Source organism: Boseongicola sp. (genome assembly GCA_014075275.1).
GTDB lineage: Bacteria > Pseudomonadota > Alphaproteobacteria > Rhodobacterales > Rhodobacteraceae.
Map to the genome: position 1 here is coordinate 1032631 of CP046179.1, position 23341 is coordinate 1055971.

Below are 23341 nucleotides of genomic sequence, written 5' to 3' on the forward strand. Positions count from 1 at the left end.
ACCGGCCCGCGCGACGTGATGTCAGGCGATAATAATGCAGCAGATGATGCAAATGTTCCGGTTCATGACGCCGTTCATAGGACCAGTTGCTCAATTTGCCAAGACTCTTAATCGAATGGACGGCATTGGCGTTACCCAAAAACAAGTGAACTTCGTGGCAGCTCAAAAACCTTGATGTCAGCTATCAGGAACATTCGATTGACTTGAACCGGCGATTTTGGCCCTCTCAACACCATGAAACTATCGGATCGCATAACAGGGCTGACGGGCGGCGGCTCGGATGGATGGGACGTCTTTTACAAAGCCCGAGCAATGAAGGCAGCTGATCATGACATAGTGGAGTTGACCATAGGCGAGCATGACCGCCGCACTGATCCGTCCATCCTGAATGCCATGCATCAATCCGCACTGGGCGGTCACACCGGCTATGCGACTCTGCCCGGCACAGACGCCCTTCGCGATGAAGTTGCTCGGCGGATCACAGAAAGAACCGGGGTGGCAACCGAGCGAGGCAACATTCTGATTACGCCGGGCGGGCAATCAGCCCTGTTTGCTGCCCACGCCGCAACCTGTGACGCAGGAGACTCCGCTCTATTTATCGATCCATACTATGCCACCTATCCCGGAACACTTCGCGGCGTCGGCGCGAAGGCAGTTGCGATAACGGCCCGCGTAGAAACCGGGTTTCAATTAAGCCGAGATGATCTGAATGTTGCGCCTGACGCGGCAAAAAGTCTGCTGATCAACTCGCCCAACAATCCCACAGGCGCAGTTTATACGTCCGGAACTATGCGCAATATCGCTAATTTTACCCGTGATCGTGACATCTGGCTGATCTCGGACGAAGTATATGAAACGATGATCTGGCAGGGACAGCATTTCAGCCCTCGCGCTCTGCCTGGCATGAAAGACCGCACAATCGTCGTCGGTTCAATGTCCAAAAGCCATGCCATGACAGGCAGTCGCATCGGATGGTTGGCCGGCCCGGAAAACGTCGTCGATCACCTGGCAACTCTCGCGACCCACACAACTTACGGCGTTGCCGGTTTTGTTCAGGACGCCGCACTTTTCGCGTTAAACCAAGGATTACCACTGGAGCACAAAATCGCCGAGCCGTTCCGCCACCGCCACGCCGCGACGCTGGACCAATTGGCTAAACGCGGTCTGCCAACTGTGCCCTCATCTGCCACCATGTATCTGATGGTTGATATCCGCCGAACCGGTCTTTCGGGCGAAGACTTTGCCTATCGATTGCTTGCGGACCGTCATATTGCTGTCATGCCTGGCGAAAGTTTCGGACAAGCCGCTGCCGGCCATATCCGCGTGGCCCTGACAGTGCCGGAGGATGTTCTTGCATCCTCTATCGAAGACCTTGCCGAGCTCTATGAGGTGCTAATCTCTGAGGCTGCCTAGGGCTGTCAGATCTGACCCCATGAATTGACTATATTTCAGGCCGGTTCGCGCTGGTCTTTCCCAACTGGCCCCTCTAAAGGAGGCGCGAACAAAGGAAAGAGCAGATGGACATCCGAAACATCGCGATTATCGCGCACGTTGATCATGGGAAAACCACACTCGTGGATGAGCTCTTGAAGCAGTCCGGCGCGTTTCGCAAAGGTCAGGACGTGGCAGAACGCGCCATGGACTCCAATGATCTCGAACGGGAACGCGGGATCACTATTCTGGCCAAGTGCACATCTGTCGAATGGAAAACCACGCGCATCAACATTGTCGACACCCCTGGCCATGCCGATTTCGGCGGCGAGGTCGAGCGCATCTTGTCCATGGTCGATGGCGTCGTGCTGTTGGTGGACGCCGCCGAAGGCCCCATGCCGCAAACCAAGTTTGTAACGTCCAAAGCCCTCGCCCTCGGACTGCGACCAATTGTGGTCCTCAACAAAGTCGATAAGCCCGATGCCGATCCGGATCGTGCCCTCGATGAAGTTTTTGATCTCTTCGCGGCACTGGACGCCAACGAAGACCAGTTGGATTTTCCCCACCTCTATGCATCAGGTCGCAGCGGATGGGCTGATGCCGAACTCGATGGGCCGCGTCAGGACTTGGCAGCGCTCTTTGATCTTGTCGTTGCTCATGTTCCGCGCCCCCGCCAACAATCTGCAGATGGTGACGATTTTCGGATGCTGGCCACTACGCTCAGCGCCGACCCATATCTCGGCCGCCTGTTGACAGGACGGGTCGAAAGCGGCCGCTTGAAAGCTGGTGCTTCCGTGCAAGCTATTTCGCGCACCGGCCAGAAAATCGAACAATTCCGGGTCTCGAAAATCCTGGCCTTCCGTGGCCTCGCCCAACAGCCTATTGACGAAGCCGTCGCAGGCGACATCGTTTCGTTGGCTGGCATGTCCAAAGCAACCGTCGCCGACACCATTGGCGCACTTGCCGTAGAAGACCCCCTGCCAGCACAACCCATTGATCCGCCAACTATCAGTGTCACTTTCGGCATCAACGACAGCCCACTCGCGGGCCGCGATGGCAAGAAAGTCCAATCTCGGGTGATCCGCGAACGCCTGATGCGCGAAGCCGAAACCAACGTCGCCATCCGGGTTACCGACACACCCGGCGGCGACGCCTTCGAGGTGGCCGGACGCGGTGAACTGCAGATGGGCGTACTCATCGAAAACATGCGCCGCGAAGGCTTCGAACTTTCCATTTCTCGCCCGCAAGTTCTGATGCGCGAGTTGGACGGCGTTCAAAGCGAACCGGTCGAAGAAGTCACCATCGACGTTGATGACGAATACACCGGCGCCGTCATCGAAAAGATCACCGGCCCACGCCGCGGCGAGCTTTTGGAAATGAAACCAGCAGGCAGCGGCAAGACACGCATTATTGCACTGGCCCCATCCCGGGGCCTTATCGGTTACCACGGCGAGTTTCTGACCGACACCCGTGGCACCGGCGTTATGAACCGCGTCTTTCACGGCTGGACCCCACATAAGGGTGCCATTCCCGGCCGTCGCGCTGGCGTTCTGATCTCTATGGAAGCAGGCGTTTCGGTCGCCTACGCACTCTTTAATCTCGAAGATCGAGGTCGCATGTTCATCGGCGCTCAGGAACAGATTTATCAGGGCATGGTTATCGGCGAACACAGCCGCGAAAACGACCTGGAAGTGAACCCTCTCAAAGGCAAAAAGCTGACAAACGTGCGCGCCTCCGGCACCGACGAAGCCGTGCGGCTAACAACTCCGATCCGCATGAGCCTGGAAGAGGCCATCGCCTATATTGATAACGACGAACTGGTCGAAGTCACTCCCAACGCCATTCGCCTGCGAAAACGTCACCTTGATCCCCACGAACGCAAACGGACAGCAAGGGCAATAGCCTAGAGGCTCAAGCCAATTGCGGCTCTCAATCCTCTAAAACTTATGTAAAATTGTCGTTCTTTCTGGCGAAAATACTCTCGCCGAAGGCAAAATATTATTTCGCCACCGGAACAACAGAGCTTCCAACGGCGATCTGCCCTGGCTCGACAACTTCGCCGCAAATACCACCATGCCCGCGCATGGCGGTATATCCCCCGTGGCCCAAAATATTCTCCATCCGCGAACACGGCGGACAGGGACCAATCACCTCGATGACCGCATCGCCAATTTTCAATCTCGACTTACGCCAGGCCAGTAAATTCAGCCCTGACACAACAATGTTGCGCCTCAAAAGCGCCGGGTCCACATCAGCACACCCTGCCAAAGCCGCAATAACCGGCAAATGCTCTGCTTGAATAAGCGTGACGGCCCGTTTGCCTGCTGACCCGTGGTCGCCAACCAAACCACCTACGGCAATGTGAGCATCTTCAACCGGCAAAGGTTCAACCAGCCGTGCCGGCCGCAAGAAAATCTTCTCAACACGCCCCGGATTCGAATACCGGGCCATCAGTTCCGAGATTTCCAGCGCCACTACTCAGACGTTTCGATAATCATCAACTCGCGTTCAGACGCCACTTTGGCCAGTTTAACCGCTTCCTGATAGCGGGGGTCATTATAGGCCGCAGCCGCAGACTCCATATCTGGAAAACGCGCCACGACGTTGCGCTTGCGTTCCCGTCCCTCGAACTGAGTGAATTCACCGCCGCGCGCGATAAACACCCCGCCATGTTCAGGAATGACCACCGAGGCCACCTTGATATAGGTTCCGTATTTCTCTTCATCCGTCACATCTACATGTGCAATCCAAAGCGCGCCCATCTATCCCTCCAAAACTTTGCGTGCCGCAGCAATGGCACCATCGGCGTTCGAGGCATCCGCCCCGCCGCCTTGCGCCATATCTGCACGACCGCCGCCGCCCTTGCCACCAAGTTCGGCGACCGCTGCCCGCACCATATCAACCGCAGAAACGCGGTCCGTCAGATCACTGCTGACACCAGCAGCCACAGCCACTTTAGCGCCCGTATCTGCGATCAGCAAAATTGCGGCCGATCCCAGGCGCTCTTTATGCTCATCAATCATAGGTGGCAGGTCCTTGCCCGAGACGCCCTGGAGAACCCGCGCAACGAAGGGAATACCGCCGATATCTTCGGATTCTGGTTCGCCCGGGACACCACCGGACATCGCCAACTGTCGCCGCAGATCTGCAATCTCCGAAGACATCGCCTTGCGATCATTCTGAAGCCCACGAACACGCTCTGCAACCTCAGTTGGCTGTGCCTTTAGCTGCGTGGCAAGCCCGCTTAACCGCTGATCCTGATCGCTCAGGTGCTGAAAGGCCGCCTTGCCCGTCAAAGCCTCGATACGCCGAACACCTGCCGAAGAGGCACTGTCGCCAAGGATGACAAACACGCCAATATCGCCGGTGCGTTCCACATGGGTGCCGCCACAAAGCTCGATGGAATACGTCTGACCATCCGACCCCTTGCCCGTGCCTGCCGCTCCCATTGAGACCACACGCACTTCATCTTCGTATTTTTCCCCAAACAGTGCCTGTGCACCCATGTCGCGGGCATCATCCGGGGTCATTATGCGGGTTTCAACCGGCGCGTTCTGACGGATAAATGCATTCACCTCGTCATTCACGCGTCCCAGCTCATCGACAGACAAAGCTGTGTTGTGGCTGAAATCAAACCGCAATCGATCCGGTGCATTTAAGGATCCGCGCTGTGCTACATGATCGCCGAGCGCTTGACGCAAGGCCTCGTGCAACAAGTGGGTGCCGGAATGATTGGCCCGGATTGACCTTCTGCGATCGTGATCAACGATCAGTTCCGCGCCCTCATCAACAGTTATCGACCCTTCCTTGACCTCGGCAACATGCAGAAACACACCGGCTGACTTCAACGTGTTGGTCACCGTTGCGCTGCCACTTTCCATGCGCAAAACACCGGTGTCGCCGACCTGGCCACCGGATTCGGCATAAAACGGCGTCTGATTAACGACAACCTCGACGACATCCCCCTTCGATGCCTCCTTGACCGAGTTGCCGTCTTTGACAATCGCAACCACCTGACCCTCGGCGACTTCGGTGTCATAGCCCAGGAATTCGGTCGCGCCGTGTGCCTCGGCTATGTCAAACCAGATCGCAGCATCTTTGGATTCGCCCGATCCCGCCCAGGCAGCACGCGCCTTGGCCTTCTGAGCCTCCATGGCGGCGTCAAATCCGGCCACGTCGACGCCAAGCCCCTTTTCGCGCAATGCATCTTGGGTCAAATCAAGCGGAAACCCAAAGGTGTCATAAAGCTTAAAAGCCGACGCCCCAGGCAAATCCGCACCTTCCGGAATTTTGCCCAACTCATCATCCAAAAGCCGCAAACCCCGATCAAGGGTTTCGCGAAATCGCGATTCCTCGTGCTTCAGAGTTTCCTCAATCAGCGACTGCGCACGTCCCAATTCGGGATATGCCTGACCCATTTCGCGCACCAGCGCGGGCACCAGCCGATACATGACCGGATCATCTGCGCCCAAGAGATGCGCATGACGCATGGCCCGCCGCATGATACGGCGCAAGACGTATCCGCGACCCTCGTTGGACGGCATGACTCCGTCGGCGATCAGGAAAGAGGTTGATCTCAAGTGATCTGCGATGACCCGCTGATGCACTTTGCCGGGACCATCAGGATCGCTGGATGTGAGGTGCGCAGCACTCTCAATGAGCGACCGCATCAAATCCGTATCATAGTTATCATGCTTACCCTGCAGCAACGCCCCGATGCGCTCCAACCCCATGCCAGTGTCAATGGACTGGGCTGCAAGTTCGCGGCGCGACCCGTCCTCGAATTGCTCAAACTGCATGAAAACCAGGTTCCAGATCTCGATGAAACGATCCCCGTCTTCTTCTGCGCTCCCCGGCGGTCCGCCCCAGATATGATCGCCGTGATCGTAAAAAATCTCCGAGCTCGGCCCGCAAGGCCCGGTCGGGCCCATCATCCAAAAGTTATCATCCGTGGCGATGCGAATAATCCGGTCGTCACTGAGGCCAGCATATTTCTTCCAGATATCAGCGGCTTCTTCGTCGTCGTGATAAACCGTGACCAGCAACTTTGACTTATCGATACCGAACTCGCGGGTCAGCAAATCCCAGGCAAACGGGATCGCTTCTTCCTTGAAGTAGTCGCCGAACGAGAAATTACCAAGCATTTCAAAGAAAGTGTGATGCCGGGCAGTATAGCCGACATTGTCCAGATCGTTGTGCTTGCCGCCGGCGCGAACACACCTTTGCGAAGTCGTGGCACGTGTATAATCACGATGCTCGACACCAGTGAACAGGTTCTTAAATTGCACCATGCCCGAGTTGACAAACATCAACGTCGGATCATTGCGCGGCACGAGCGGCGAACTGTCGACGACGCGGTGTTCTTTCGAGCGATAGTAGTCCAGGAATGTGGTTCGAATATCGTTGAGGCTGGTCATTTTCTACACAATCTGTGGGAACAGATGCCGGGATAACCGGTTCCACAAAAAGGGTAAAGACAGGATCAAGTATCAGGTTTTGCGCCGCGCCAAGCGCGCCGCGGTAAGTGAGGGGCGCTGCCCCTCACACTCCCCGGAGTATTTCACCCAGAAAGAAAGAGCCTTTCGACCAAAACCACCAATGCATCCGGGGTCCATCCTTCCTTCTTCTGTCCAAAAAATACTTTCGCCGAAGGCAATGGGGCCGCCGACAGGCGGCGTAAATCCCATTAGGCTTCGATCAGATCATCGTCATCGGCGACGTCACCTTTAGGCGAGTCAAATTCTAACCCATGTGCTGCACGGATCTTATCTTCGATATCCCACGCGATGTCGGAATTTTCCTTCAGGAACGTCTTTGCATTCTCGCGACCCTGGCCGATCCGCTCGTCGCCATAGCTGAACCAGCTACCCGATTTTTCAACCACGCCAGCTTTCACACCCAGATCCAGCAACTCGCCCATTTTGGAAATGCCTTCACCATACATGATGTCAAACTCGACTTGTTTGAACGGCGGAGCAACTTTGTTCTTCACCACTTTCACACGGGTCGCGTTCCCGACAACTTCGTCGCGGTCCTTAATCGCCCCAATGCGACGGATATCCAGACGCACCGAACTATAGAACTTCAATGCATTGCCGCCCGTCGTTGTTTCGGGGCTGCCGAACATCACACCGATCTTCATCCGGATCTGGTTGATGAAGACCACCATGCAATTGGATCGGGCAATAGAACTGGTCAGTTTACGCATTGCCTGGCTCATCAGGCGGGCGTGGACGCCCACGCTGGCGTCGCCCATATCGCCTTCCAACTCGCTTTTGGGTGTCAGGGCTGCAACTGAATCGACGACTACCATCGACACCGCGCCCGAGCGCACCAGCGTATCAACGATCTCAAGTGCCTGTTCGCCGGTATCTGGTTGCGAAATCAGAAGCTCATCCAGATTGACGCCCAGTTTCTTGGCATACTGAGGATCAAGCGCATGCTCTGCATCGACAAACGCACAAACTCCGCCCTTCTTTTGCTCCTCAGCAACGCAATGCAGGGTCAGGGTTGTCTTGCCCGAAGACTCGGGGCCATAAATCTCGACAATCCGCCCTTTCGGCAAACCACCGATGCCCAGGGCAATATCCAGGCCCAGCGAGCCGGTTGATGTTGCTTCAATCTCGGGCAGAGCATTGTCGCCACCCAGCTTCATTATCGAGCCCTTGCCGAACTGTCGTTCGATCTGGGCCAGGGCAGAATCAAGGGCCTTTGCCTTGTCGCTCGCTTTTTTGTCAGTCATGTCCAGAATGTTCGCCATTGCCATTGGTCTTGTTCCTTATTCCACAGCCACCATTTGGCGGCAATGTTGCTCATGTTCGCCTCTTGTTCTTATTTCGTGTTATGAGATCAAAAAGAGAACATTTCAATAGTTTTATTCAATCACTGTGAAATATGGGGGTTAAGGAACAGTTATTTTCCTAGTGGATTTGGCTTTCAACTACATTCGTCAATTGGGTCAGTGAGAAGGGCTTTGGCAAAAATACCGAGTTTGGAATGCGCGCCTGATTCTCGGCGAGGCTTTCCTCGGCGTATCCGGACATGAAAACAACACGAGTTTCGGGTCGATCCCGAAGCGCCCGCTTTACCCAGGTCGGTCCATCCAGCCCCGGCATAATGACGTCCGTCACGAAAACATCCACGCTCAATTCCTTGTCGGAAAGGGTATCAAGCGCTTTCTCGGCATCCTCGGCCTCTAAAACCGTATAGCCACGCATGCGCAGAGCGCGCGACGCGAAGGCACGCACCGGCGCTTCGTCCTCTACCAACAGCACAACCCCTTCGCCGCTTGCAATGTGGCGCTCCGGTTTTTTCTGCACGTTTTGGACGGTGGCAATGGTCTCTTTCAAATGGGCCGGAAAATAAAGCTCAAAGGAAGTACCTTGGCCCGGTGTGCTGTTGGCAAAAATAAAGCCGCCTGTTTGCTTTACGATGCCATAGGCCGTCGACAATCCAAGTCCCGTTCCTTCCCCGGTCTTTTTGGTCGTGAAGAACGGCTCGAATATTTTCGGCAGCTTGTCCGCCCCTATACCGCAGCCCTGGTCGGAAACAGTCACAACAACATATTCACCGGCAGGTACCGTTGCGCGATCTCGTACCAAATCTCCGCTCAGAACATGGTGATCGACTTTAATCACAACCTGTCCTCCGTCTGGCATCGCGTCACGCGCATTGACCACTAAATTCATGATCACTTGCTCAAATTGTCGGCGGTCGGCACGAATGATCCGATCCATGGGCGAGATCTTAAGATCCAATGTCACTTTCTCGCCGATCAGGCGGTTCAATAAGTGAGTCAGCTCAGACATCGTATCCGCCAGCTCCAGCGCCTGCGGCCGCAAAGTTTGTTTTCGACTGAAAGCCAGAAGTTGTCCAACCAGACTGGCGGCGCGATTTGCGTTTTGCCCGATCTGGATAAGGTCAGAATAGTCCATGTCACTTTCATCATGGCGAAGCAAAAGAAGGTCACAATGACCACTGATAGCCGTCAACAGGTTGTTAAAATCATGCGCCACGCCGCCAGCCAATTGACCGATAGCCTGCATTTTCTGACTTTGAACAAACTGCGCCTCGAGTGTTTTCAGTTCGGTGGCGTCGTTCAGAATCCCAATCAGATGCGGTGTGTCGTCCTCCACGACCCGACCAAGCGCAATTTGCAAATAAAGCTCTTTGCCGGGTATTTTAGCCCGCACTATCTCGGGCTTCATCAATCCAATGCCGTCTGCCGCATCGCTTAGCCATTCGCTGATGGGACGCCCCATTCCTTCAACCAAATCATATAGCGGCGGCAATCCGCCCTTGTTCAATTCCAGCAACTTGCGTGCTGAGACATTGGCGGAGACCGTCGCGCCTTCCTTGGAAATCTTAAGGATTGGGACAGGCAGTAACTCGAGAATATCAATATCCCTCAGCGCAGCGACCGGCTCTGACGCTGCATCTTCTGTTTCAGAGCTAACAGGGAAGTCGCCAGTGTCGCGCACTCGCCAAAGGAACAGAGCGCTGCCAACCAATTGGACGGATAAACTCCAGCTTCCGCAACCATCTGCAAAGGTCTCCGAAGTCTGACCGGACAATTTGGCCCGGCGTATCATACGATCGACGATCTCGGGTCCGGCGGCCAGCCGCTGACCAAGGACACCCGGCAATCTGGGTGCGCCAGTCATTCCGAACTCTCTTTCGGCGGCTGCATTGGCCAGGTGAATTCGACCGCGCGCATTGCTGACCAGAACCGGCATTGGGTCATGGGCCACAATCGGCCCCAGTCGATGTCGCAACATCGCGTGGCGAATACGGTCAGCCCGCTGCACCAGACACAACATCGAGGCCGTTGTCATAAGCCCTGCACCCGCGCCGACCAGGCTGACATTCCAGGACTCTGCTGGTGCAATCAGCGAAAGACCCAAGGCAATCCCAGACAGCACCAGCAATGGCATCGGTCGCACGACATAGCCCGGATCCTCGGGGTTCATGCCAGAAGTTATTGAAATATCCGCCACTGCGCGCCCTTTAGCGTTTGATCCGCGTCAGGATGCGTTAACTTTGTTAACCGGCTGTTAACACCATTGTTCAGGTAGCGCTTGGCGCGCGCAAAATGCTTGCGAAAAAACCGTCTCCGCCTTGTAGCGGAGTCAGTTGCTCAATCAGCTCGGCATCCCAACCGGGATTGGCATCAAGAAAAGATTGAACCTGCACGTGGTTTTCTACTTTCAACATCGAACACGTGACGTAGGCTAACGTCCCACCTGGTTGCACCAGCGTCTTTGCCTTTTCCAATATGTCCTGCTGAATAACGCAAAGCTCTTTTAATCGCGTTTCGGTCAATGTCCATTTCGCGTCAACCTGTCGTCGCCAGGCACCGCTGCCAGAACAGGGCGCATCGCACAAAACCACATCAAACATACCGCGTGGGTCGTGTGCTATTTCTATCGATACTGCACCTCGCGCGGCCCTTGCTGGCAAGTCGTGCATCCGACCAGGTTCGGCATCATGGGCCACGACCTCTTTCGCTCCCAATGCGGCCATGGCCAACGACTTCCCGCCGCCGCCTGCGCAATAGTCCAACACTCGCGCACCAGCCAAATGGTCCTTCAACCGTTCGATCACCGCTTGCGACGCTGCGTCCTGTAACTCGAACAAACCGTCCTCAAAGGACGGCAAACGCGTAAGATTTCGCGGCTCACCCTCAACTTCGACAGCCGTCTCAGCTAAGGCGTGCGACCCGGCACCAATGCCTTCCGTCGCAAGCCTGTCCAAAAGGCCCACACGATCCGTTTTTGCCAGATTGGCCCTTAAGAAAATCGGAGCCCGATGACGCATGACCCCCAGAATAACTTCAGCTTCACTTCCAAGGTCGTCGATGAGTGTCTCGGCAAGCCAGTCCGGCACATCCAAACGCACCGCAGCGGGCGCATCTTTTAACGCAACGCCAGCGGTTTTTTCGTCCTCCGAAAGTGCAACGGGTCCATACCCCTGGCCATCAAAGATCGAAGAAACCTCGGTTCCCTGATCCCGCAATTTGCCAATGATCAATCCACGCCCAGTCTCCTCACCGCCCAACCAGCCAAGTGAGCGTTTGCGGCGATAGGCGTCAAATACGATGCCTCGAATGGCCGCGCGATCGCCCGATCCGGCATAGCGGTTCTTGCGTGCCCAGGTGGTCAGGACTTTTTCCGCCGCCTCGCCCGCCAGAATCCGATCCAGAATATCTGCAGATGCCTGTAATCGTGCGGCCGGTGTCATGGCAAAACCTGTTGTCGCTTCGTTGACGCCTCATTTCAAAGTGCCGAACGACGCGCAAGCCTTACTGCGTCAGCGGAAGCTCTTCAGGTCGCTGGGATGGATAGATCGAATTTGGATGCACACCGGCCAAAACAGCAGGCAGAGCAACAAACGCAGTTGGATCCGACCCAATACGATCCGTCATCGAAATATTGTACGGCAACGCAACTGGCTCTGTCCGACCACCTGGCGCAATGTCGTAAGGTCGCGCTTTGGATGCCGGCATATCGGGTGCAAGGTCAGACGCAGGTACAAAGACCAACGCCGCAACACTTGTGGCAAACGCAGGCGGAACCTGCGGCGTCTTCGCCAGCGGGCCACCGGGCGCTCTTTTGGTCATCGGGGTCCATTCGCCAGAAACCGTTTCAACCGGAAACTCAACGAACGCCGCCGGAACACCAAGCGCCGGTTCCGTCGCAAAATATGGGCCAGCATCAAAAGTCGCGCCACTGATCCAACTTGGACCCAGTGTAATTACAGGGCCAATAGCCAAAGCCATCAAACCGACAACCAACCAACCACCGCGAAACCCCTTCTTCGCCGGTTCTTCTTCGGTCTGAGGCTGAAGGTGAACTCGTTTCGCCGCCCTCTCTTCCTCCTCATCGTCACGATCATTCAACCATGGACGGCTCGGTGCCTCAGGCGCGCGTTTCGGTTCAACGTTCAGCAATATCGAAACGGGTTGTTCCTCGACGTCCGCGCTGTCGCTTTGAACACGGCCACTCGCCGACATCTCCTCAAAGAAACTGTCAACGGGCGCATGTTCCGCCTTCGGGGCGGGTGTCGCTGGTACAGAGGCCTCTGCCTTCGGCTTTTCTTCCGGTGCCTTCGTGGCTTTCTTGGGTGGCAACCCAACCATGCCAGCATTGCGCATGACAGGATGATAATTGCTGTCCGGACGCTCAGGCGCATCCTGCTCATTCAATTTCGCGGTTTGCTTGGCTGCCGGTGCGGCTTTCTTCTCAGCCGCCTTTGTCGCCTTTTTCAGCGCATCCAGTCTGTCGTAAAAATCAAAACCGTCGTCATCATCGTCTTCATCGAAAATAATCGGATCAGGCAACGGCGCCTTGGCGTCCAGCTCATCTTCCCAGGGCTTTCGTGGACGGCGCACCGGCGCATCCTCTTGGCCCTTCTTTTTCAGGGCCTCGGCACGCCTTGTACGCGCCTCTTCAAGCCGTGCTTGCCAGCGCTCGTCATTGGACAGGTCAATGACTTCATCTTTTTCATTTTCGGAACGGACAGCTCTATCTGCCATGACCCCTCGCTACACTCATACAACACACAAAACCCTCAAAACGAAGGCAACAACCCGAGGACCCCACAACCCGATTTACCCAAGTCGGTAATTCGGGCTTTCGCGCGTAATCTGGACATCATGAACGTGGCTCTCTTTAAGCCCTGCGCCAGTTATCCGCACAAACCGACAATTTTGTCGCATATTTTCAACTGTTTCGCAACCTGTATACCCCATCGCGGCACGCAATCCCCCGATAAGTTGATGTATTACTGCCGCAGCCGACCCTTTGTAGGGAACTTGTCCTTCAATGCCTTCTGGCACCAATTTGTCGCTTGCGGCGCCCTTCTGAAAATATCGATCAGCCGAGCCGCGCGCCATGGCTCCTAAACTGCCCATTCCGCGGTAACTTTTGAAGCTACGTCCTTGATATAAAATAACTTCTTCCGGTGACTCATCCGTTCCCGCAATCATCGAACCGACCATTGCACAAGACGCCCCTGCAGCAATTGCCTTGGCAAAGTCGCCCGAAAACTTGATGCCACCATCTGCGATAACCGGCGTGTCACCAGCACCCGATGCCGCATCCATGATCGCCGTCATCTGTGGCACCCCAACACCTGCAACCATACGTGTTGTACAAATCGATCCCGGACCGATTCCCACCTTTACGGCATCCGCACCGGCATCAATCAGCGCTTTGGCACCATCCGAAGTTGCAATATTCCCGGCAATAATCTGAACTTCGTTAGACAAGGACTTGGCGCGCTCGACCGCCCGAGCCACACCTTCGGAATGTCCATGGGCAGTATCAATCACAATGATGTCCACGCCGGCCTCAACCAAGGCCTCCGAGCGTTCAAATCCGGCGTCTCCTACCGTTGTCGCCGCTGCTACCCGCAAACGACCCAGCTCGTCCTTGCAAGCCTGCGGATTTAGCACCGCTTGCTGACTGTCTTTCAGTGTCAACAGACCGGTCAATTTCCCCTGCCCGTCTGTCACCAACAATTTCTCAATCCGACGCGCCTTCATCAAAGACTTTGCTTCGTCCAGATCTGCCGGTTCCGTCAGGACCGCCAGATTGTCGGACGTCATCATGACCCGAACCGGCGTTTTTTCATCCTCGGCAAAGCGCATATCGCGATTGGTCACGATACCCAAAACCCGCCCTGCGTCATCAACCACAGGGAACCCGGTCACGCTGTACCGCGCCTGCAACGCTTTGGCGTCCGCCAGTGTCTGATCCGGGGTTAGTGTGATCGGACTATATACAATTCCGCTGACAAACCGCTTTACGCGCCGCACTTCGCGGGCCTGCTGCTCCACATCCAGATTGCGATGGATAACACCCATGCCGCCGGCCTGAGCCATGGCGATCGCCATTCGCCCTTCGGTTACTGTATCCATCGCCGAGCTTAATAGTGGGATATTCATTGTAATCGCGCGCGTTACTTTTGTGCGCGTATCAGCCGTTGACGGCAGCACACTTGAAGCGGCCGGAACAAGTAGAACATCATCGAAGGTCAGTGCCTCGCGAATCTCCATGGAAAGTCTCCTCGGGAGGGTTCGTTTGACGCCTCCCTATTTCACGGTCCCGCCGGATGCGAAAGCCCAAATTGACCTCACGCGGCAATTTGGCGGATTTGACAGCCAAGGCGTAAGTGTGTCTGAAGTCAGCGCCTATGGGTCCAATTAGGTTAATTTGATAAGAGAGTTTTGTTGGCTCATCGTAACCACTGAGGAGTGGGACATGAGACAGACAACTGGAACTCGCAGGAGCCCCGGCGAGAAGATCGTCAAAGAGATCAAGCGCGCGACGCGCAAACAGTATTCGTCAGAAGAGAAGATCCGGATCGTGCTGGATGGCTTGCGTGGCGAAGACAGCATTGCTGAGTTGTGCCGTCGTGAGGGAATATCTCAAGGTATCTACTACAAATGGTCCAAGGACTTCATGGAAGCTGGCAAACGGCGGCTTGCTGGAGATACGGCGCGTGCGGCTACGACCGACGAAGTCAAGGACCTGCGCCGCGAAGCCCGAGACCTGAAGGAGGTCGTTGCCGAGCAAACACTGGAACTGCGTCTTCTCAAAAAAAGCATGACCGGCGGTGGGGGCGACCAAGAATGAGGTATGCTGCATCTGAGAAGTTGGAGATCATCCGGCTTGTTGAGGGGTCGCATTTGTCTGCTCGTCGAACATTGGCAAAGCTGGGCATCCCCCGCACCACATTTTACCGTTGGTATGATCGGTATCGGCAGCGCGGCGACGCTGGCCTTGTGGATCAAGCGCCTAAGCCCAGACATGTCTGGAACCGCATCCCCGACGAAGTCCGGCGCAAGGTCGTCAAGCTGGCGCTGCAGGAGACGGAGCTGTCGCCGCGCGAACTGGCAGTGACGTTCACGGATCGGGAGCGCTACTTCGTCTCGGAATCTTCAGTCTATCGGGCCCTGAAGGCCCACGATCTGATCACCAGCCCGGCCTTTATCGTGCTCAAGGCGGCAAACGAGTTCAAAGACAAGACCACTGCGATCAACCAGCTTTGGCAAACCGACTTCACCTATCTCAAAGTGCTTGGCTGGGGCTGGTTCTATCTCAGCACAACCCTGGACGACTACAGCCGCTACATCATCTCGTGGAAACTCTGCACGAACATGCGGGCAGAGGACGTGACGGACACCCTGGATTTGGCGCTACAAGCATCAGGGTGCGATCAGGTTCACGTCATCCACAAACCCCGCCTCCTCAGCGGCAACGGGTCCAGTTACGTCTCTGGCGATCTGGCTGAATGGCTGCAGGACAAAGGCATGAAGCATTCTCGGGGCGCACCATATCATCCCCAGACACAGGGCAAGATCGAGAGGTGGCATCAAACCCTGAAGAACCGCATCCTATTGGAGAACTACTTCCTTCCGGGAGACCTCGAAACCCAGATCGAAGCCTTCGTCGATCACTACAATCACAAGCGCTACCACGAGAGCCTGAACAACGTCACACCCGCCGACGTCTACTTCGGGCGTGACAAAGCCATTCTAAGACAACGGGAAAGGATCAAACGAAAGACGCTCGAAGCGCGGCGCTTGCATCACAGACAGCGCGCCGCATAATAACATCAACCAGACGAGCCAAACTCTTTACTTGTTTAAGCAACTCTTGGTTCCCAAAACCCTGACGACGGACAGCGTAAGTGCAATTGTCTCCACAAGGTTCGCCCGTAAGAATGGCGATCTACTACAACGAGTTCAAACAGGCACCGGATTTTACCTCGACGGTTCCCAGTGAAATTGATATCGTTAGCGCAAACATAAGCTGGGAACCCACAATGCGGATCTTCTTCACCGGCGGCGCTGGCAAGGCCGGGCGTCACGCTGTCAAATACCTGCTTGATCAAGGTCACCGGGTGATGAGTGTCGATCTAAAACCGTGCGACGTGCCCGGTGCCGACAACCGCATAGTTGATCTAACAGACGCCGGTCAGGTTTATGATGCCATGACCAGCCTTGCGGACTTCGACGAGTTGTTTGCCGGAAATGGGGTCCCCAAATTCGATGCCGTTGTTCACTTCGCCGCGGTTCCGCGCATCATGATCGTTCCGGACAACGAATGCTTTCGGATAAACACCATCAGCACCTACAACGTCATTGATGCCGCCGTGAAACTGGGTATCCCCAAGGTGGTCTTTGCCTCGTCAGAAACGACCTATGGCATTGCTTTCGCAAACGGCGAGCGCAAACCCGATTACCTTCCGATTGACGAAAACCACTCCACCGAACCCGAAGACAGCTACGCTTTATCAAAGGTCGCCAACGAGGCAACTGGCCGAGCCTTCCAACGCCGCAGCGGCATCGATATCTATGGCCTTAGAATTAATAACGTCATCGAACCCCATGAATATGAACAGGACTTTCCCGGATATTTTGCCAATCCGCACCAACGACGCCCCAGCATTTTCTCATACATCGACGCCCGCGATCTCGGGCAAATGGTCGATAAATGCCTGGCAACTGACGGGCTTGGCTATCAGGTCTTCAACGTCTCCAACGATGAACACTCCGTGACGGAATCTACCGGCGATCTTCTGCGCGATTATTATCAGGACGTGTCGGTCACCCGCGAGCTTGGTGAAACGGAAACTTTCTTCTCAAACCAGAAAGCAAAAGACTTACTTGGGTTTGCTCCGCAACACAGCTGGCGCGACGTTCTGGATGGGTGAAGTTTCTCTCCTGTCGCCCCGCAAAATAGCAAAACTCTTGCCAATCTTCGCTAACCCCGCATAACAAACCCACCAGATCACAGTGCTGCCCATGAAAGATGTGTCGTGAACACCAAAGCCAATGACCGTATTCTTCTCGTCGCCGATGTTGGCGGAACGAATACGCGTGTTGCATTGGCACAGGGCGATCGATTGAACACCGACAGCATCACCCGATTTCGAAACACCGAATACCCCGGGCTAGAATCCGTTCTCCGTGCATATCTTGACCAGAACAACACCCCACTGATCGACGGTGCCGCAGTCGCCGTTGCCGGTCCCGTTCGTGATGGCAAAGGTGTGCTGACCAATCTCGATTGGTCCATCGACGAAACAACGTTGTCGCGCGCATCTGGTGCGAAACAAGTCGCGGTTCTAAACGACCTTCAGGCCCAGGGCTACGCGCTTGGGCGTCTTGAAGCATCCAAACTGCGCTCAATTGTCAACGGCCCCGCCGGAGACAAATACAGCACCCGGTTGGTCGTTGGGGTCGGAACAGGTTTCAATTCCGCACCGGTGTTCGCAACTGGCGCAGGACTGCACGTTCCCCCTTCGGAATCCGGACATGCAAATCTGCCCATCCGAACCGATGAAGATCTGAGCCTCATGCGGTTTGTTGAAACCGCACACGGCTTCCCAGCAGTAGAAGACGTCCTGTCCGGTCGCGGATTAGAGCGTGTTTTCGCATGGTGTAGCGCCGAAAACGGCGCGCCTGCTGAACGCAGCGCGGCAGATATCATGAAGGCTTGCGAAGCCGGTGACGACGAAGTCGCTCGCCAATCTGTCGCGGTTTTTATTCGGATCCTCGGCACTGTTTGCGGAAACCTCTCGCTGGTGCAATTGCCTTTTGGCGGTGTTTATCTGGTCGGCGGTGTGTCGCGCGCTGTGGCCCCTTACCTTCAGTCCCATGGCTTTACTGAAGCCTTCCGCGACAAAGGCCGCTTTGCAGGCTTCATGCAGAACTTTGCCGTGCACGTTGTTGAAGACGACTATGCGGCGCTGACAGGTCTCGCGACATTTCTTGAGAATTGAGTCTAGCTGACGATGTTTCTGTAACCGCACCTTAACGGACAGCCCGTTAAGCCCTTCGTTATCGCGACGAAGAGAATCAATATGCAGACGGAAATTCCCGAACAAACCAATGCGACCGACAAGGGCGTAATTGTCCTTCCACCCAAGATGGATACCGCCGCCGCAGGCAATCTGCACCGCATATTGTCCGAAAACGCAGGCCAGGATCTGACTTTGGACACATCGCAGACCGAGATGCTTGGCGCGCGCTGCCTGGAAGTGTTGCTGAACGCCCGCCACCACTGGGCCGCCAGGGGGCATTCAATTGAAATGACCCCGCCGGGCAAGGACATGCTTGGATGTTTAACGCGGTTTGGTCTGACCCCCGACGCACTTGCGACAGGGGAAACACCATGACGATTTCTATTCTTGCTGTGGATGACAGTCAGACAATGCGGGACATGATCAGCCTTGCGTTAAAGGACGAAGATTTCGACATTCATTTGGCCGAAGATGGCCAACAAGGTCTGGAAGTTCTGGACGGGTTGTCGCCGGATGTCATTCTTACCGATATCAACATGCCCCGAATGGATGGTTTCGCATTCATTGATGCAATCCGGGTCCGCGCAGACTCGCGTCACACCCCCATACTTGTTCTGACCACCGAAAGCTCGAATGACCTGAAGGCGCGTGCGCGCGACGCAGGCGCGACGGGCTGGATCGTTAAACCTTTCGCGCAAGACAAGCTGGTGCGCGCCCTCCGCATGGTCGCCGGGTAACGCCAATGTCAGACCCCATGCAGGAAATCAGGAATTCATTCTTCATAGAATCTGAAGAGCTGCTGGAAAGCCTCTTTGATGTCTTGCAAGAGATGTCGGATGGTGACACCGACAATGAAACCATAAACGTCGCATTTCGGGCTGTTCATTCCATCAAAGGCGGCGCTGGTGCCTTTGCCCTCGAAGATCTTGTTGGTTTTGCCCACCACTTTGAAACCGTCATGGATATGGTGCGCGACGGCACGCTGACCCCGGACGGAAAACTAATCGCATTGTTTTTCCGCTGCGGCGACACGCTTTCAGACCTCGTGTGCGCCTCGCGCGACGGTGCCGCAATCGACGCCGAGTCCTACAAACCTGTCATGCAAGAGCTGATGGAATACAGCGGGGCCGATGACAGCAATAAAGACGAGCCCGAACCCGATTTTCAGCCGATGTCGTTGGACCTTGGTGATCTGGAAGGGGAAATCACCGGGGATGACGATTTCTTTGCCGATGGTCTTCCCGACATCGCGCTCGATCTTCCAGACACTTCAACGAAAGATGAACCGAGCGCAGAAGAAATATCAGGCAGCCAGTCAACAACCGAAAGCAAAGACAATCAGCGCGCGCTTTGCATCAAATTCGCCCCCGAGCCCGAGCTATATGAAAGCGCGAACGAGCCGCTGTACCTTATCCGAAACCTCGCCGATCTAGGTCCCTGCACGACCGAAGTAACTTTCACGCCATCGAAAGAATTCAACCAAACCGAACCAACTGCAGGACTTTTGTGGACCATTACACTTGTCACTGACGCAGACGAATGCGCCGTCCGAGAAATATTCGAGTTTGTTGATGGGCTGTGCCGTCTCGAAATAACCGAGATCTCTCTCTCCCGAGAGAACGCAGGTTCAAACGCGCAAACTGAATTCACGCAACCAGACCGCGACATTCTGATGACTGCACCTGATCTCTCTGATTCCAACGAAGATCCGACCGCCGCCGCACAGGTCAGCGTGGTGGAATCCTCTCCGCCATCCGAAAAACCCAAAGACTTCGCGCCATCAGATCAAACGGTGCCTCCCAAACCCGCCGCTTTCAATCCACTCAATGAACCTGCCAACGCACCGGCCAAGAAGGCAGCAACACCAAGTGCGACCGTTCGCGTCGATCTCAACCGGATTGAACGCCTTGTGAATCTCGTCGGTGAGTTGGTGATCAATCAGGCGATGCTGTCTCAATCTGTCGCCGAAGCTGGCCTACCGCCGAATTCCACCGTGTCCTCTGGCCTTGATGAGTTCCAGCAACTGACGCGCGACATTCAGGAAAGTGTGATGATGATCCGCGCGCAGCCGGTAAAATCACTCTTTCAGCGCATGTCGCGCATCGTGCGCGAGGCCTCTGCCGCAGTCGACAAAAAAGTCCGCTTGGTGCCCGAAGGTGAAACGACCGAAATTGACAAAACAGTCATCGAACGTCTTGCGGATCCCCTGACACACATGATCCGCAACGCCGTCGATCACGGCTTGGAATCCACAGAAGAACGTCGTGCGGCCGGCAAGCCCGACGAAGGCTGCATACGACTTTCCGCAGCCCATCGTTCCGGTCGTGTCGCAATCGAAATCTCTGATGACGGCGGCGGCATTAACCGCCCCAAAGTTCGTCAGTTAGCTATCGAAAAGGGTCTCATTCACGAGGATGCCCAACTTTCGGACACAGAGATTGATCATCTCCTGTTCCTGCCGGGCTTTTCAACTGCCACCGAAATCTCAAATCTTTCTGGGCGCGGCGTCGGAATGGATGTGGTCAAAAATGCCATCACATCTCTTGGCGGACGAATTGCCATCACATCCACCAAGGGCAAGGGCACGACCTTTTCAATTTCCCTGCCGCTAACACTTGCGGTTCTTGACGGCATGGTTATCGGTGTCGAGGGCGAAACTCTGGTCGTTCCGCTCAGCGCGATTGCGGAAACACTCACAATCCAAACTGACGATATCAAAAGATTGGGGCCGGAAACCAGCGTTTTGGCCGTTCGCAACGAATTTGTCCCATTATTGGATCTCGGGGTTGAGCTGAACTACCGCCGGCCACGAGAGTCCTACGACGGCGCCATTGCGCTCCTCATTTCCCAGGAAGACGGCACGCGTTCTGCCCTTGTGATCGACGCTATCGATGATCAACGACAGGTCGTCATAAAGGGTCTGCAAGACAGCTACGGTCACGTGCCCGGGATCGCCGCCGCAACTATTCTTGGTAACGGCCAGATCGCCCTTATTCTTGATTCTGCGGATCTGATTACCAACGCCAGGGGCCAAAGTCGCATTTCTCCCATAATGAAGGAGGCCAGTTAAATGCCAGATGCCAGTGAAACAACGTCCCAGCCTACCGAACCCGCCGCGAATGAAAACGCCATCGAGTTGCTATCTTTCTTTGTTGGCGAGCATGAATATTCGGTTGATATCATGTCGGTGCGAGAAATTCGCGGTTGGAGCAAGACCACGTCGCTTCCGCACTCTCCTCCATATGTGCGCGGTGTGATCAACCTGCGTGGCACTGTTTTGCCGGTGATCGATTTGGCGCTAAGGCTGGGTCTTGAAGCTGGCGAGCCCGATGAACGCAATGTTGTCATCGTGGTTGATGTCAGTGGCCGGACACTGGGCATGCGTGTGGACGCTGTCTCTGATATTCTGTCGATTCCACTTCACGAGCTAAAACCCCCTCCCGATATAGCTGCCAATACAGCTGAAACCTTCCTCAAGGCTCTTACACTCGTGGATGATCGTATGGTTCGCTGTCTGAAGTCAGCGCCTATGGGTCCAATTAGGTTAATTTGATAAGAGAGTTTTGTTGGCTCATCGTAACCACTGAGGAGTGGGACATGAGACAGACAACTGGAACTCGCAGGAGCCCCGGCGAGAAGATCGTCAAAGAGATCAAGCGCGCGACGCGCAAACAGTATTCGTCAGAAGAGAAGATCCGGATCGTGCTGGATGGCTTGCGTGGCGAAGACAGCATTGCTGAGTTGTGCCGTCGTGAGGGAATATCTCAAGGTATCTACTACAAATGGTCCAAGGACTTCATGGAAGCTGGCAAACGGCGGCTTGCTGGAGATACGGCGCGTGCGGCTACGACCGACGAAGTCAAGGACCTGCGCCGCGAAGCCCGAGACCTGAAGGAGGTCGTTGCCGAGCAAACACTGGAACTGCGTCTTCTCAAAAAAAGCATGACCGGCGGTGGGGGCGACCAAGAATGAGGTATGCTGCATCTGAGAAGTTGGAGATCATCCGGCTTGTTGAGGGGTCGCATTTGTCTGCTCGTCGAACATTGGCAAAGCTGGGCATCCCCCGCACCACATTTTACCGTTGGTATGATCGGTATCGGCAGCGCGGCGACGCTGGCCTTGTGGATCAAGCGCCTAAGCCCAGACATGTCTGGAACCGCATCCCCGACGAAGTCCGGCGCAAGGTCGTCAAGCTGGCGCTGCAGGAGACGGAGCTGTCGCCGCGCGAACTGGCAGTGACGTTCACGGATCGGGAGCGCTACTTCGTCTCGGAATCTTCAGTCTATCGGGCCCTGAAGGCCCACGATCTGATCACCAGCCCGGCCTTTATCGTGCTCAAGGCGGCAAACGAGTTCAAAGACAAGACCACTGCGATCAACCAGCTTTGGCAAACCGACTTCACCTATCTCAAAGTGCTTGGCTGGGGCTGGTTCTATCTCAGCACAATCCTGGACGACTACAGCCGCTACATCATCTCGTGGAAACTCTGCACGAACATGCGGGCAGAGGACGTGACGGACACCCTGGATTTGGCGCTACAAGCATCAGGGTGCGATCAGGTTCACGTCATCCACAAACCCCGCCTCCTCAGCGACAACGGGTCCAGTTACGTCTCTGGCGATCTGGCTGAATGGCTGCAGGACAAAGGCATGAAGCATTCTCGGGGCGCACCATATCATCCCCAGACACAGGGCAAGATCGAGAGGTGGCATCAAACCCTGAAGAACCGCATCCTATTGGAGAACTACTTCCTTCCGGGAGACCTCGAAACCCAGATCGAAGCCTTCGTCGATCACTACAATCACAAGCGCTACCACGAGAGCCTGAACAACGTCACACCCGCCGACGTCTACTTCGGGCGTGACAAAGCCATTCTAAGACAACGGGAAAGGATCAAACGAAAGACGCTCGAAGCGCGGCGCTTGCATCACAGACAGCGCGCCGCATAATAACATCAACCAGACGAGCCAAACTCTTTACTTGTTTAAGCAACTCTTGGTTCCCAAAACCCTGACGACGGACAGATAACAAAACCAACGATTATGGCAATTGATACGGTTCTCCCGTTATTGAACGCCCATCCCCCGTTGGTAAGTTT

At 55.3% G+C, this 23341-nt stretch carries 19 protein-coding genes; 11 read left to right on the top strand and 8 right to left on the bottom strand.

The window, feature by feature from the left end; genetic code table 11:
• Positions 1-34 precede the first annotated feature (34 nt).
• The 3 genes from GKR98_05200 (at position 35) to typA (ending at position 3338) form a co-directional block, all read left to right on the top strand.
• Complete coding sequence (locus tag GKR98_05200) at positions 35-175, top strand: hypothetical protein (GenBank protein ID QMU57649.1); 141 nt, start codon at positions 35-37, stop codon at positions 173-175.
• A 59-nt stretch (positions 176-234) separates the two neighbouring features.
• On the top strand, positions 235-1413 hold the full coding sequence (locus GKR98_05205) for an aminotransferase class I/II-fold pyridoxal phosphate-dependent enzyme (GenBank protein QMU57650.1): 1179 nt from the start codon (positions 235-237) through the stop codon (positions 1411-1413).
• Between the two features lie 104 nt (positions 1414-1517).
• Positions 1518-3338 carry a translational GTPase TypA gene (typA, locus tag GKR98_05210; GenBank protein QMU57651.1) on the top strand — a complete coding sequence of 607 codons (1821 nt, stop codon included), beginning with the start codon at positions 1518-1520 and terminating at the stop codon, positions 3336-3338.
• A gap of 91 nt (positions 3339-3429) precedes the next feature.
• Here the strand turns inward: typA and GKR98_05215 are convergent, their stop codons facing one another.
• From GKR98_05215 to guaB, 8 genes are all read right to left on the bottom strand, one after another.
• A complete protein-coding gene (locus GKR98_05215) occupies positions 3430-3882 on the bottom strand; it encodes an MOSC domain-containing protein (GenBank protein QMU57652.1) in 453 nt (150 codons plus the stop codon).
• A gap of 23 nt (positions 3883-3905) precedes the next feature.
• On the bottom strand, positions 3906-4193 hold the full coding sequence (locus GKR98_05220) for a DUF1330 domain-containing protein (GenBank protein QMU57653.1): 288 nt from the start codon (positions 4191-4193) through the stop codon (positions 3906-3908).
• Entirely contained in the window at positions 4194-6848 is a 2655-nt protein-coding gene (alaS, locus tag GKR98_05225) for an alanine--tRNA ligase (protein QMU57654.1), read from the bottom strand.
• A 269-nt stretch (positions 6849-7117) separates the two neighbouring features.
• On the bottom strand, positions 7118-8197 hold the full coding sequence (gene recA / locus GKR98_05230; protein ID QMU57655.1) for a recombinase RecA: 1080 nt from the start codon (positions 8195-8197) through the stop codon (positions 7118-7120).
• Between the two features lie 154 nt (positions 8198-8351).
• The gene (locus GKR98_05235) at positions 8352-10400 is read right to left on the bottom strand and encodes a response regulator (protein ID QMU59977.1); all 2049 of its coding nucleotides are present in this window, start codon (positions 10398-10400) and stop codon (positions 8352-8354) included.
• Positions 10401-10497: 97 nt separating this feature from the next.
• A complete protein-coding gene (locus GKR98_05240) occupies positions 10498-11670 on the bottom strand; it encodes an RsmB/NOP family class I SAM-dependent RNA methyltransferase (GenBank protein ID QMU57656.1) in 1173 nt (390 codons plus the stop codon).
• 61 nt (positions 11671-11731) lie between these two features.
• Entirely contained in the window at positions 11732-12964 is a 1233-nt protein-coding gene (locus GKR98_05245) for a hypothetical protein (GenBank protein ID QMU57657.1), read from the bottom strand.
• Between the two features lie 75 nt (positions 12965-13039).
• Positions 13040-14488, bottom strand: coding sequence for an IMP dehydrogenase (guaB, locus tag GKR98_05250; GenBank protein QMU57658.1), 1449 nt, complete (start codon positions 14486-14488; stop codon positions 13040-13042).
• 205 nt (positions 14489-14693) lie between these two features.
• Between guaB and GKR98_05255 the strand changes: the two genes are divergently transcribed.
• The 8 genes from GKR98_05255 (at position 14694) to GKR98_05290 (ending at position 23192) form a co-directional block, all read left to right on the top strand.
• A protein-coding gene (locus GKR98_05255) for an IS3 family transposase (GenBank protein QMU57659.1) occupies positions 14694-16045 on the top strand; the annotation gives its coding sequence in 2 pieces (ribosomal slippage) (positions 14694-15030 and positions 15030-16045; 1353 coding nt in all).
• A 215-nt stretch (positions 16046-16260) separates the two neighbouring features.
• Entirely contained in the window at positions 16261-17151 is an 891-nt protein-coding gene (locus tag GKR98_05260; protein QMU59978.1) for an NAD-dependent epimerase/dehydratase family protein, read from the top strand.
• A 105-nt stretch (positions 17152-17256) separates the two neighbouring features.
• A complete protein-coding gene (locus GKR98_05265) occupies positions 17257-18222 on the top strand; it encodes a glucokinase (protein ID QMU57660.1) in 966 nt (321 codons plus the stop codon).
• A gap of 81 nt (positions 18223-18303) precedes the next feature.
• On the top strand, positions 18304-18618 hold the full coding sequence (locus GKR98_05270) for an STAS domain-containing protein (GenBank protein QMU57661.1): 315 nt from the start codon (positions 18304-18306) through the stop codon (positions 18616-18618).
• Positions 18615-18980, top strand: a complete 366-nt coding sequence (locus tag GKR98_05275; protein ID QMU57662.1) for a response regulator — start codon at positions 18615-18617, stop codon at positions 18978-18980. The genes GKR98_05270 and GKR98_05275 overlap by 4 nt, the downstream gene beginning before the upstream one ends.
• A 5-nt stretch (positions 18981-18985) precedes the next feature.
• Positions 18986-21313 carry a chemotaxis protein CheA gene (locus tag GKR98_05280; protein QMU57663.1) on the top strand — a complete coding sequence of 776 codons (2328 nt, stop codon included), beginning with the start codon at positions 18986-18988 and terminating at the stop codon, positions 21311-21313.
• Complete coding sequence (locus GKR98_05285; protein ID QMU57664.1) at positions 21314-21796, top strand: chemotaxis protein CheW; 483 nt, start codon at positions 21314-21316, stop codon at positions 21794-21796. It abuts the gene before it with no gap.
• 44 nt (positions 21797-21840) lie between these two features.
• Positions 21841-23192 (top strand): IS3 family transposase gene (locus tag GKR98_05290; protein ID QMU57665.1). Its coding sequence is split into 2 segments (ribosomal slippage): positions 21841-22177 and positions 22177-23192, totalling 1353 coding nucleotides; the frame shifts between segments, so codons are not numbered across the junction.
• Positions 23193-23341 lie beyond the last annotated feature (149 nt).